We start from the raw sequence: 12201 nt of genomic DNA, 5'->3' as shown, positions 1-12201 counted from the left end.
AGGCCTGTGAAATAAAAAGGTAATCGAACGCTCGACCTCGGATCATCCTCCGTAAAACAAGGTCAAGAATAGTAAAAGGCAGGTCTCCTGACTCATTTCCCTTGCTTTTCGGCCTTCCCAGCGACGCCAGTGACCCTAGATTGAAAAGCTTTTTGAAAATTTACAGTTGCGGGGACAGTTTCGGATTTTCACCAAATTCCCTATTAATCAACGCCGTTCGAAGCGGCGCAGAACCTTTCGCTACCACAAAGGTAGTTCAATTTCTATTTTATCAATTTGTTGGGCCAAAGATTCGAAATATATTCTCCTATTTTGTAAAAAGAAACTCAAATGATGGATAACAAAATACGCTGCCGCTGGTGTGGTTCAGATGAATTATACCAAACCTACCACGACCTCGAATGGGGTAATCCGGAACACCGTGATGAAGCGCTTTTTGAGCTCCTCATTCTAGAAGGCTTCCAAGCCGGCCTCTCGTGGATCACTATATTAAAGCGACGCGAAGCCTTCAGAGAAGCCTTCGCGCAATTCGACTACCACGCCCTAGCAACCTGGTCTGATGAGCAATTAGAAGCCCAAATGCAAAACGAGCTAATCATTAGAAACCGCCTAAAAATCAGCGCCGTTCGAACGAATGCGCAGGCTTTTATTAAAATTCAGGAAAAATTTGGTAGCTTTAACCAATATATTTGGGAGTTTGTGGGCCATGAGCCCATCCTAAACCACTTTGCCCAACACGGAGACTTACCCGCTAGCACAGAAATTTCTGTCCTTTTGAGCAAATCTCTAAAGAAGAATGGATTCCGATTTGTCGGCCCTACCATTTGTTATGCGTTGATGCAGGCCGCTGGATTAGTGAACGATCATACGATTGACTGCTTTCGCCATCCTAACAATAGCTAAATGAACAAACGGATAGTCATTGTCCCCACCTACAACGAGATTGAAAACATCGAAGCCATCCTGGATAAGGTATTGAGTTTGGAGCCTGTTTTCGACATCTTGATTGTGGATGATGGTTCTCCTGATGGAACGGCGAAAAAGGTAAAAGAAATACAACAAGTACAGGAGGGCAGAATCCATTTACTGGAAAGAAAAGGCAAATTAGGATTAGGCACTGCTTATATCGAGGGTTTCAAAATCGCCTTGGCTAAAGAATACGATTTCATTTTTGAAATGGATGCCGACTTCTCCCACAACCCGGATGATTTAATTTGCCTGTTCAAAGCCTGCGCGACACCCGCAGAGTTAAAAGAGGAAAACTTGCCAGAGGAAGAGGCTGGAAATGGCGACATGTCCATCGGCTCTCGTTATATCAACGGAGTGAATGTAGTCAATTGGCCCATGAGCCGCGTGTTAATGTCTTATTTTGCCGGATTTTATGTTCGCTTTATCACTGGCATGAAAGTACAGGACGCCACGGCAGGATTTGTTTGCTATCGCAAAAATACACTAGAAACCTTACCTTTAGACCAAATCAAATTCATCGGTTACGCTTTTCAAGTGGAGATGAAATTTACGACCTGGAAATATGGCTTCAAGCTAGTTGAAGTACCTATCATATTTACGGATCGTACGAAAGGGACCAGTAAGATGTCTGCGAATATTTTTAAGGAAGCGATTTTTGGCGTGATCCAAATGAAAGTCAATAGTTTGTTCAAGCGTTACCAAGCCTAATATGAGCTATACGGTCTTAAAATCCATACACATCATCTTTGTTGTCAGCTGGTTCGCCGGCTTATTCTATCTTCCACGTTTGCTGGTCTACCACGCGGAAGCACAAGGCAAGAAAGAACCAGAAAAAGGAATTTTATCAAAGCAATTCGAGAAGATGGAAAAGATCCTCTTCAATGCGATTATGATTCCGGCTATGTTCTTGACTTGGATGACGGGTTTGTCCTTGATTTACGTGGCTTGGTTGAGTAGTTTTGGATCTCAAGGCTGGTTGCATTTGAAATTAGGATTCGTGGTAGCCATTACGATTTACCATTTTGTATGCAGATATTTGATACTTCAATTCAGACAGGGAAATTTTGTACTGTCGGGAACTCAACTGCGACTGTACAATGAAATTGCAACGATACTCTTAGTGGCTGTCGTTTTCTTAGTAGTCGCCAAAAATACGTTGGACTGGATGTATGGCTTGGGCGGTTTTGTCATTTTCGCCATTGTGATTATGGCGGCGGTGACTATCGTTAAGAAGATCAGAAACAAGTCAAATTAGGACATTGAGCGGTCCAAATCCCGCTTCACATCTTTCTCTTTTATGTCATCTCGTTTATCAAAGGTCTTCTTACCTTTTGAGAGCGCAATGTTTAGTTTGGCATACCCTTTGTCAGAAATAAATAAACGGGTAGGAATAATGGTCAAACCCACATTTTTTAATTCTTTTTGCAACTTGCCTAGTTCGCGTTTGGATAATAATAATTTGCGATCGCGGAGTGGCTCATGGTTATAATGGGTGCCTTCCTCATATGCGGAGATGTGCATATTGCGAACGAATAGTTCGTCTTGAAAGAAAACACAATAGGCATCCGTTAAATTAGCCTTTCCCTGGCGAATCGATTTAATCTCCGTACCCATCAATACCAAGCCGGCCGTAAAGGTATCTATGAATGCATATTCAAAGGATGCCCTACGGTTCTTGATCTCAACAGTCTTTTGGATTTTCTCTTTTGCCATTGGAATAAAAAAAGCCACACAGCGAATCACTGCGTGGCTAAATGTAGCTATAAGCTATTATTTATCTTCTTTCTTTTCGCCTTTTGTTGCAGCGTACTCTTTGTTCAAACCTTCGATGATTTTGTTTGTCACATCTACTGATGGATCAGCAAATAATATACCGCCACCTACTTTAGAATAACCTAAAACAAATTCATACTTGTTTGCTTTGTTTGTCTTCGCGATATAGTCCCGAATGTTGTTGTACAACTGTTCGTTTTTCTTCGATTGCTCTTGACCTAACTCCGCTTGCTTTTGTTGAGAATATTGTTGCAATTCAGCGCCCTTCTTCTTCAATGTCATATCAGCCGCTTGTAACTCTGCTTGAGTCATGGCTGAAGCACGTTGTTGAATCGCTTGTAATTCTGCTTGAAGTGATTGCTCTTTTTGGCCTAAGTCAACCTGTAAACGGTATCCCTTATTCTCAAATTCTTTTTGAGCATCCTTGTAAAACTGGTAATTCGTTAATAACGAATCAGAGTTTACGAATACAATACGTTTTCCATCAGCCGTAGCAGCACCTAGGCCTGCAGACGAATTATCTGAATTTTTGTAAAATAAAAAAGCAATTGCGATGGTTAAAACGCCCAACCAAGCGTATGGTAAATTTTTCACGTGTTTAAATTTATTTATTGGATTGTCGGCAAATATACGAGGTCTGTATCGTTTGTCCTAAAAAATTATTATTTCTGTCTTAATCTAGCTCCAGCCCAGGTCCATATGCCACTAAATAAGCCACCTAGTACACCGGTGAGAACAAATAAAGCGAACACATTTCCTTTCAACGGAAAAACTTGGGCCATACGGCTAGGAAGTGTACTAGGGTGCTGCATATCAAGCCATAAGGCTGAAACCACCCATAAAATAAATCCTGCTAGAAAACCAGTTAAGAAACTGGACTTCAACGGCATATTTAACACATAAGCCACTAGCCCAAAAGCCACGCCCATCGCATACCAAGGCAGGTAAATACCCACCAAAGCACCAATGACAATTAAAATGATACTATAAATTAAATGCTTCATAATGCTTATTTCGATAAAGTGATTTTTTTACGTAAACGGTTTGATTTTTGATCCGCTGATTCTAGGTACAAGAGAGGCTTTAGCTCTCCTTTGGCCCAAGTATCAATCAAATCATCATAATGGCTACTTCCTGGATTACCGGATTGTCCACCTGGATAAACTCCATAAGCTTTGGGCTTACCCTCTTTCGAAAGCTCCACTACTAAACGCCAAGACGGCCCAGTCTTCGTTGTCGTCGCATTCACGATAGTTCCTCCCCCACCGATTGGGATATTCAATCGAGATAAGGCATCCATGCCTGGAATTAGGTGACGAACACCCGTTTGCTTATGCTTGTACCAAGCCCACTCAGGACCCTGCGGACCGTGTTGTTTCAACAGCGTATCCACATTCGCTTGCAATGACTTCATCACGATATCTGACATAGACTCTTTGGCAGGTGTCTTTGTATTATCCCACCATCTGGCTGTTGGCTCCGATTTGATTAGTTGAATTGTGCGATCCATCGATGGTCGGCTCATAGGAACTTTTTCGTCTGCAGAGAATTCATCATCCCAAAGACAGTTCTGTAATGTCATTACCCAGTTTTCGAAAATAGTGGCTCCTATAGATTCAGGGCTATTTACTAAATTCCAAGATTTCAAAGCTGCGATGGCTTTCGATTGAGCGGCGTTCGGTGATTTAACCTGAGCAAAAAGCAAAGGCAATAATTCACGAGCCCGGATGTTAAAATTATCGTTCTGGAGACCTCGTAAGGAATCCATCGTGATTTTCTCCATCACAGCCAGACGCTCATTAATGCGACGACCACGTTCCGATGGTGCATATTGCCAGCCTAAATAATAGGGATACGATGGATCTGTTGAGAATTGATTTGCCGAACTAACGAAACCGCGAACCGGATTCTTCACGTGGGGATTGTGCGCCTGAGGTATAAACCCTTGCCAATCTGCCGCTGCATCCGTTCCATCTAATAAGTACTTCCCTTGTAATTTCGACTTTAACGGAAACTTACCATTTACCCACAAAGCGATGTCGCCTTCGTTACTAGCAAACACGAAGTTTTGAGCTGGCGCTGAGTAGAACGTCAAGGCTTTTTTATAGTCCTCGTAGTTTTTCGCGCGGTTCAATTGGTAGAACGTCGTTAATTCTTGTGATTTCTCATGAGCAATCCAACGCAATGCGTGGCCTACCGGAATGTTCGAACGGAATGGTTTTTCGTGCGATAAATATACGACAGGGCCGTGGTGCGTAAAGAAGATGGTATCGACCATCTCCTTCTTGCCTTTGATCTTAAAGGTTTCGATGCGCATGGTCGTTTTCTTCCATTTGCCATCGTGCCAATATTCCTGTTTCGAGGCGTCTTTGAACTTCACTTGGTACCAGTCCAAAACGTCAGAACCTACGTTCGTTACTCCCCAAGCCACATTTTTATTGAATCCAATGATGACGTTTGGTGTTCCGGGCATGGTCGAACCATACACATTAACACCAGGAGCTACTAATTGCATTTGGTACCAAATCGAAGGCAATGACAAGGTCAAGTGTGGATCATTGGCTAAAATAGGCAAACCGGAAACTGTTTTGTTTCCGGAAACCGCCCAGTTATTCGAACCAATGTTTGGATCCTTTTCAGGCGTAGACATAGAACTACCTAGGCCTATAAAGTCTGCGGGTGCCGCAGGAATAGGTACAGGTTTGAAATCTACTGGTGATCCCACTGGAATAATCGGACTCTCTTGGAAAGGGTAATTAGGAAAAAGATCTTCTGCTACCTCGCGGCCGTATTTGCGCAAGATGTTTGTCATCTTCAAATCATCCGTTCCCGAAGCTAAGACAAAGGACATGTTCTTTAAGAATAAGGCGCTCTTAATCGGAGTCCAGGGCTCAGGTCGGTAGTTTAATAATTTGTACTCCAATGGTAATTCACGATCAGACAAAGAACCGATGTACGCATTAACTCCCGCTGCATAGGCCTCTAAAGCTGTTTTAGCAGTAGGATCTTCTTTCATACCCTCGAACGATTTTTCTGCACCATACACAGAACCCATTCTGCGTTGAAACTGATCTGATGCGATACCTTTTTCACCGACAATCTCAGAAATGCGACCGCCTGCGAAATGTGTTTGGAATTCCATTTGCCATAAACGGTCTTTGGCCGTCAAATAACCCTGCGCTAAATACAAGTCATGGTCATCTTGCGCAAAAACGTGCGGCACGCCCATTTCATCATACACGACCTGAACGGGCTGATGTAATCCTTCGATTTGCAAGGTTTCTTCTGTGGGTTCGCCTGAATCTGGGCTTTCGGCATTCATCCAAAAGCCGTGAAAAGGACTGAATATTTTTCCGATGGGAGGAATAGTTCCCCAGCTTTGGTTCATCGCATAGGTTAAAAACAAGGCGATTACCAGAGGAAAAGCAGATTTAATGATTTTCATTGATGAAATAGGGGTAGATAAATGAAATATCCGAAGATTTTTTTCTATTTTAGAAAGACAATTTTACAAAATTGTTGCATTACACCCAAATAAATTATCTTTAAAGCTATATGAAAAGACGTACCTTCCTTCAAACTTCCACCCTGCTGGGCGCAAGCTTAAGCGCAACCGCCCAGTCAAAAACTTCTGAACCGCTCATTATTGCGACCTGGAAAAACGAAAAAGCGACCATCGCGGGTTGGAATAAATTGATGGAAACGGGCAAAGCACTCGATGGCGTCGAAGCGGGTGCACGCATTCCTGAAGCAGATCCAAACGACACTTCTGTAGGTTACGGTGGTTATCCAGATCGCGATGGCCATGTGACCTTGGATGCCTGCATCATGGATCATTTGGGAAATGCCGGATCTGTTACATTCCTGGAGGGTATCATGCATCCCATTTCAGTAGCGAGAGCCGTGATGGAAAAAACGCCTCACGTGATGTTATCGGGTGCTGGCGCTTTAAAATTCGCCTTAGACCAAGGATTTAAAGTGGAGAATCTATTAACCGAGACCTCAAAAAAAGCCTGGGAAGAGTGGAAAAAAGAATCCAAATACGAGCCGGTTATTAATATTGAACGCCACGACACTATCGGTTTATTAGGAATCGGCAAATCCGGTGAAATCGCCGGTGCTTGTACGACGAGTGGTTTAGCTTTTAAAATGCACGGTCGTGTAGGCGACTCCCCTATTATCGGTGGAGCTGTTTTTTGCGATGATGAGGTAGGTGGTGCATGTGCGACAGGATTAGGGGAATTCGTAATGAAGACCTTGGGATCTTTCCTAATAGTCGAATTAATGAGACAAGGAATGTCCCCTCAAAAGGCCTGTGAGGAAGCCGTGATGCGCATCGTGAAACGTTATAAATACAAGGAATTCCAAATTGGGTATTTGGCCCTCAATAAAAAAGGAGAATATGGCGCTTATGCCATCCAAAAAGGATTTAATTACACCATTACTAAAAACGGGAAAACGCAAGTGATTGAAAGCGGGTCTTACATGTAATTATTATGGCAGCAGAGAAGAAGAAATATTTGTTTGAGATTGCGTGGGAAACCTGTAATCAGGTAGGTGGAATTTACACGGTTATCAGGACCAAAGTACCCTCGATGGTCGAAAAGTGGGGCGACGATTACGCCTTATTAGGGCCCTATTTCCCCCAAACTGCCTCCGCAGAGTTTGAACCTATTCCTGTCACAGATGAAACTCCATTGGGTCGCGCGATTATCAGCTTACGCCAAAAAGGTTTAGGCATTCATTATGGCTATTGGTTGATCACGGGAAAGCCCAAAATCGTGCTATTTGAACTGGAAACCTTATTGCCTAAAGTCAATGAGATCAAAGGACGTATTTGGGATAATCATAAGATTTCGACCTTAGGGGTGGAGGATTTAGTGGACCAAACGATTGTTTTTGGGGAAATGATTCGCCTTCTATTAACTGAAGTGGCCGAAGAAAATAAGAATAAAACGCAACTGGTGGCGCATTTCCATGAGTGGATGGCGTCGACTGGCTTGCCGGATTTGAAGAAAGACAAGGTCAAAATTTCGACCGTCTTCACCACGCATGCGACGATGCTAGGCCGCTATTTAGCCGGCAATGTGCCTAATTTCTATGACGTCATCGAGAACTTCGACTGGCACAAAGAAGCGAAACACTATGGCATCGAGGCGCAAGCTTGTTTCGAGCGCGCCGCGGCTCAAAAAGCCGATGTATTAACCACCGTTAGTGATATTACCGCCAAAGAATGCCAGTATTTCTTAGGCCGCATTCCGGAATTAATCTTGCCAAATGGCTTAAACATTCAACGTTTTGCTGCCTTGCACGAACACCAAAACTTGCACTCGAAATATAAAGAGAGCATTTCGAACTTCGTGATGGGGCATTTCTTCCAAAGCCAGCCTTTTGACCTAGATCAAACCTTATACCTATTTACTTCCGGGCGCTTCGAGTATTCGAATAAGGGATACGATATTACCTTAGATGCCTTGGCAATTTTGAATCGCAAGATGAAAGAGGCCGGTTCGAAGAAAACGGTGGTCATGTTCTTTGTGACCAAGCAACCGTATCATTCCATCGATCCAGAGGTTTTGCATTCCCGCGCCGTGTTAGATGAAATCAGAGAGAACTGTCACGCGATCGAGAAAGAGGTAGGAGAACATTTATTCAAGGCCTCCGCATCTTCGAGCGATCTTCAGATGCCGGATTTAAATGCCTTTGTGGATGAATATTGGCGGATGCGTTTACGCAGAACGGTGCAGACTTGGAAAACGAATGCGCGACCAAAAGTAGTCACTCACTTATTAAAACAAGAGGACGATATCATCCGTAATTTACACCGGACAAATTTATTGAATAACCCAGATGACAAGGTTAAAGTGGTATACCACCCAGACTTCATCGTTTCCACTAATCCACTTTTTGGTTTAGATTATGGCCAATTCGTGCGCGGTTGCCATTTGGGCGTTTTCCCTAGCTATTGCGAACCTTGGGGCTATACCCCACTCGAATGTATGGCGCGCGGAGTACCTACGGTGACGTCGGATCTATCGGGTTTTGGTGATTATATGATGCAGATTATGCGCGATTACGAACAATGGGGCGTGAGTGTGGTGAATCGCAAGACGCAATCGTACCAAGAAGCGGCAGAGCAATTAGCGAATCTGTTGTTCAAATTCGTACAGCAATCGCAGCGAGATCGCATCACCCAGCGTAACCGCGTGGAAAGTATTGCGGATACATTCGATTGGTCGAACCTGCGCGCGTATTATGACACGGCGCACGAACTGGCGATCATTAAAAAGAAGAGATAAAACTATAAATGCTTTAAGGCCTCGCGTTTACTCAGCGGGGCCAACGCATTATTCTCTACGAAATCCAACACCCATTCCGCATCCGTTCGCGCATATTGTCTTAGCGCCCAGCCGATGGCTTTTTGAATAAAAAATTCCTTCGAAGAGCTCAATGCCTGAATGGTTTTCGCCAGTAAAACGGTATCTGTTTTGTCTTTATAACCTAGAGAAAAAACCAAACAAAAACGCTGCAACCAGAAGTTCTCAGAATTCATCCAGCGCTGAATCCAGGGATCTCTTTCGGCAGGGAATTGTAGGAAATAAGGGCCTAAAATTTGTGGCCCCAAAAAGTCCACCACATCCCACCAAGACTCCTCGCCTATCCATTCTTCGAACAAGGCTGGCAATCGAGCATCCCAAGATTTTTTCGCTTTTTTCACATATTCCATCGCGACATATTGAAACTCGCGTTCTGGCATCGCGAACAAGACAGTAGATACTTCAAACCAATCTTCAGACGATCCGTATTGATTATAAAGAGCTTTGAAAACCTCATGACGCTCTGGTTTTTTCACCCCCAGAAAAGGGTATTTTTCGCGCATATATTTGCGCATCCAAAACGCATTGTCTACATCCGCTAGGTCGCGCAAGGCTTCTACTATGGCTTTAACAAAGGGATTCATCGGTTCGTCAAATAAAGTTTACCTTTTATTCCTCCATCCTCTATAGCCCACTTAGAAGCATCAAAAGGCTTGTAGCGGATATCCACAAAATTGATTTCATAGAAGTTCTTCCAAACCACTCCTTGCTGATCCATTTTCCGGATTCGATTCGCGGAATTTGAAATAACCTCTATCTCCACTTGATTTTGCTCCTGCAAGATTCCATCTGGAATGGCAAGTTGGAAAGGAAGCGACCAGATCATCCCAATTTCTTTCCCATTGATTCGAACCTTTGCCATATCGCGCAATTCAGATAAATGAAGCACTTTCGCGTTAGCGATTTGATCAGAACTTAAGGCAAATTCGAAAGTATAGTGGGCAGATGGAGCATCAGCTAGCGATGTATCTAGCGAGGTATAATAGTTGAAATCTGGCAATGCTATCGTTTTAGAATCTATCTGAACGCGCAGATTGGTAGGTTCGATTTCTGTTCTGACTTTAAGAGCCGCTGGCAACACTAAGGAAGGAATTTTAGCCACAGGCTGAATGATCACGCTTTGTCCGGGTGCTAACGAAAGCCAGACATCCGAACCTTTTTTACCATAACTTTTCGTCTCCGTTAAAGGATCCCTAATCTCCACATTTCCCGATAACTTCTTCAAGGAAATACTTCCCTCTGTGAATTGGGATTTCAAATTCGTCACAAAATAGGCGGCGCCCTTGGGAGTCTTCTTTCGAATAAAGGATAAACCCTTAACAGCCATCGGTTCGACAGAAACACCCAATCGAGCTAACTGATCGGTGGGATCTGATAAAACGCGCATTAATAAAGCCGTACGCGCATTCTCCCAACGTTCTTTGGCCTCTTTCGTTTGGTTATAGGTATTCAAATGAAGCGGTAAATGTTCCAAGAAATAAACTGGATAACCTTGTTTTACCCATTTCGCTAAACGCTCTAAAGTCTCCACCGAGACATAGTGGGCTGCTGGAATTAACAAAACTTTATAATTCCCGCCCGACTTCGTTTTAAAGGTTTTCGAAGGTGTCAATTCCAAATCTGACAACAAGTCATCCGAGATATATTCCACCGAGAAACCTTTGTCTTGCAATAATCCCGCCCACTGACCAAAAGACGTATTCTTCAACCATTCCCGGCTATTCGCGTGCAATTCCAGCGTATGCAATTTACCCGATCCGTTATTGTTATGCCAAACATCCTCCATCGGAAAATACAACAAGGCGTCGCTATCTGTGGGATTCGCTTGCAACATCGTCTGCACATTTTCGATGTATTTATTCAGCGCCGGCATCGCCTCCCAAAAGTGACTTTGGGGATTAAAGTTCGTACTCGCATAAAACAACCAACCCGGCCACGTAACGTCAGGTGGAGAATAGGTCGCCCCGTGGAAGAACACGTGATTCACCCCACCCACAAAAACTTGGTCCAATACTGGTTTCACTTGTGCGATCGAAACCTTGAAGTGATTCCCTAACCAAGTCGCCGTTTCCGCCGAAACCAATTTCTTTCCGGTCAAATTCGCCGCCGAACTCGCCAGCTTTAACGCCCGAATATCCGGAATCCCAAACGTGGTGGAATCATATTCCGGATCCACGCGGTAGCCTGGAATATCGAAAGGTTTCGAACCAAAAAACTCGGCCTCCGGAATATCCGCCGCCGCATAAATGTCCAGCAAATTACCAGGGGAACCGTGGGCTTGATTTCGAGAGGTAAAACCCATCGAATTAATCCAATGATCGAAAGGCAACACAAAGTTGTTTTGCAACAAGGTGGACATCGTCCGGTGGTAATCCGCAAAAATCTGGTTCTCTTCCTCTGATTCTGCCTTTTTCTTCGATAATACATCGAAGTGTTTGCGCAGATCATAACCGTTCAAACGTTGAAAAGCGGGAAATAAATCCGGTGTATAATTCGACCCATAAGCCTCGTAAGAGTCATTATAGATAGCGCGTAAAGGAGAATGCGACTTCTTCAAAAGTGGAACAAAGGTGTGACTGTATTTGGCGAAGGCCTTCATGTCGAAGTGGTCGAGGACGAGTCCTTCTCCGCCGGGAGCGGCGCGTTTGACTTTTTGGCCGGTTAATCCTGTCGTAAATACGCCATCTACGAATTGATATTTTTTCGCCGCCTCTTTCTCTGTGATCGTAGGTCCGCCTAAAGGCCAGCCTGTCCCCATCGTCATATCGATTCCAAGGCCTAAACGCTTTGCTTCTTTCAAAGTAAAGAAGAATTTCGCTTGCCAGCCCGGACTTAAATAATTTTGAAATAAGGCTTCTGAGCCCTTCGCCCCGTAGATGGGAATGATGTGGAGACCGCCAAAACCAGCTTTGGCAAAATTCTCCAAATTATGCGTAATCCCTTTCTCCGTTACCGCGCTCCCCGGCCACCACCAATAAGCCCAAGGCTTAGTAGTAGAAAAAACAGCAGGATCAGATGACCCTGCTGTCGCTATAAATCTAGAGGTAAATAACAGGAGGAGAAAAATAATTCTTTTCATACC

Annotated in this window: 11 protein-coding genes and 1 riboswitch; of the genes, 5 read left to right on the top strand and 6 right to left on the bottom strand. The window is 43.8% G+C overall.

The features are described 5' to 3' along the window. Window positions 1–60: 60 nt before the first annotated feature. Window positions 61–253, bottom strand: a riboswitch (cobalamin riboswitch). 80 nt (window positions 254–333) lie between these two features. From SKC37_RS00635 to SKC37_RS00625, 3 genes are read left to right on the top strand one after another with little or no spacing between them, the layout of a single operon-like run. Next, window positions 334–903: a DNA-3-methyladenine glycosylase I gene (locus SKC37_RS00635; RefSeq protein WP_377979613.1), complete on the top strand. Its 570-nt coding sequence runs from the start codon at window positions 334–336 to the stop codon at window positions 901–903. Beyond that, window positions 904–1677: a polyprenol monophosphomannose synthase gene (locus SKC37_RS00630; RefSeq protein ID WP_377979612.1), complete on the top strand. Its 774-nt coding sequence runs from the start codon at window positions 904–906 to the stop codon at window positions 1675–1677. It abuts the gene before it with no gap. A gap of 1 nt (window position 1678) precedes the next feature. Continuing rightward, window positions 1679–2224 carry a CopD family protein gene (locus SKC37_RS00625; protein WP_377979611.1) on the top strand — a complete coding sequence of 182 codons (546 nt, stop codon included), beginning with the start codon at window positions 1679–1681 and terminating at the stop codon, window positions 2222–2224. Here the strand turns inward: SKC37_RS00625 and smpB are convergent. From smpB to SKC37_RS00605, 4 genes are all read right to left on the bottom strand, one after another. Continuing rightward, window positions 2221–2682, bottom strand: a complete 462-nt coding sequence (gene smpB, locus SKC37_RS00620) for an SsrA-binding protein SmpB (RefSeq protein ID WP_377979610.1) — start codon at window positions 2680–2682, stop codon at window positions 2221–2223. The two genes, SKC37_RS00625 and smpB, sit on opposite strands and share 4 nt — an antisense overlap. Before the next feature lie 57 nt (window positions 2683–2739). Then, complete coding sequence (locus SKC37_RS00615) at window positions 2740–3336, bottom strand: OmpH/Skp family outer membrane protein (RefSeq protein WP_377979609.1); 597 nt, start codon at window positions 3334–3336, stop codon at window positions 2740–2742. A 68-nt stretch (window positions 3337–3404) separates the two neighbouring features. Next, window positions 3405–3746 (bottom strand): hypothetical protein, encoded by a 342-nt coding sequence (locus tag SKC37_RS00610; protein WP_377979608.1) that lies wholly within the window; start codon window positions 3744–3746, stop codon window positions 3405–3407. A gap of 5 nt (window positions 3747–3751) precedes the next feature. Continuing rightward, window positions 3752–6187, bottom strand: coding sequence for a penicillin acylase family protein (locus SKC37_RS00605; RefSeq protein ID WP_377979607.1), 2436 nt, complete (start codon window positions 6185–6187; stop codon window positions 3752–3754). Window positions 6188–6297: 110 nt separating this feature from the next. Here SKC37_RS00605 and SKC37_RS00600 point away from each other — a divergent pair, with 110 nt between their 5' ends. Then, a complete protein-coding gene (locus SKC37_RS00600) occupies window positions 6298–7233 on the top strand; it encodes a N(4)-(beta-N-acetylglucosaminyl)-L-asparaginase (RefSeq protein WP_377979606.1) in 936 nt (311 codons plus the stop codon). Window positions 7234–7238: 5 nt separating this feature from the next. Next, on the top strand, window positions 7239–9041 hold the full coding sequence (locus SKC37_RS00595) for a glycosyltransferase (RefSeq protein WP_377979605.1): 1803 nt from the start codon (window positions 7239–7241) through the stop codon (window positions 9039–9041). 2 nt (window positions 9042–9043) lie between these two features. Here the strand turns inward: SKC37_RS00595 and SKC37_RS00590 are convergent, their stop codons facing one another. Together SKC37_RS00590 and SKC37_RS00585 are read right to left on the bottom strand one after the other, a co-directional pair. Next, the gene (locus SKC37_RS00590; protein WP_377979604.1) at window positions 9044–9703 is read right to left on the bottom strand and encodes a DNA alkylation repair protein; all 660 of its coding nucleotides are present in this window, start codon (window positions 9701–9703) and stop codon (window positions 9044–9046) included. Next, window positions 9700–12198 carry a glycosyl hydrolase gene (locus SKC37_RS00585; protein ID WP_377979603.1) on the bottom strand — a complete coding sequence of 833 codons (2499 nt, stop codon included), beginning with the start codon at window positions 12196–12198 and terminating at the stop codon, window positions 9700–9702. Before SKC37_RS00585 ends, SKC37_RS00590 begins: the two co-directional genes overlap by 4 nt. Between the last annotated feature and the right edge of the window lie 3 nt (window positions 12199–12201).

It is taken from the genome of Aquirufa esocilacus (assembly GCF_042715595.1).
Classification (GTDB): domain Bacteria; phylum Bacteroidota; class Bacteroidia; order Cytophagales; family Spirosomataceae; genus Aquirufa; species Aquirufa esocilacus.
The sequence above is the reverse complement of the archived record's forward strand: the minus strand, read 5'-3'. Positions and strand labels throughout refer to the sequence as shown.

What these genes read in the sequence shown, in the direction of transcription:
- SKC37_RS00585 (WP_377979603.1), bottom strand. Translation starts at nt 12,198, where the DNA reads ATGAAAAGAATTATTTTTCTCCTCCTGTTATTTACCTCTAGATTTATA.
- SKC37_RS00635 (WP_377979613.1), top strand. Translation starts at nt 334, where the DNA reads ATGGATAACAAAATACGCTGCCGCTGGTGTGGTTCAGATGAATTATAC.
- SKC37_RS00625 (WP_377979611.1), top strand. Translation starts at nt 1,679, where the DNA reads ATGAGCTATACGGTCTTAAAATCCATACACATCATCTTTGTTGTCAGC.
- SKC37_RS00600 (WP_377979606.1), top strand. Translation starts at nt 6,298, where the DNA reads ATGAAAAGACGTACCTTCCTTCAAACTTCCACCCTGCTGGGCGCAAGC.
- SKC37_RS00590 (WP_377979604.1), bottom strand. Translation starts at nt 9,703, where the DNA reads ATGAATCCCTTTGTTAAAGCCATAGTAGAAGCCTTGCGCGACCTAGCG.
- SKC37_RS00630 (WP_377979612.1), top strand. Translation starts at nt 904, where the DNA reads ATGAACAAACGGATAGTCATTGTCCCCACCTACAACGAGATTGAAAAC.
- SKC37_RS00595 (WP_377979605.1), top strand. Translation starts at nt 7,239, where the DNA reads ATGGCAGCAGAGAAGAAGAAATATTTGTTTGAGATTGCGTGGGAAACC.
- smpB (WP_377979610.1), bottom strand. Translation starts at nt 2,682, where the DNA reads ATGGCAAAAGAGAAAATCCAAAAGACTGTTGAGATCAAGAACCGTAGG.
- SKC37_RS00605 (WP_377979607.1), bottom strand. Translation starts at nt 6,187, where the DNA reads ATGAAAATCATTAAATCTGCTTTTCCTCTGGTAATCGCCTTGTTTTTA.
- SKC37_RS00610 (WP_377979608.1), bottom strand. Translation starts at nt 3,746, where the DNA reads ATGAAGCATTTAATTTATAGTATCATTTTAATTGTCATTGGTGCTTTG.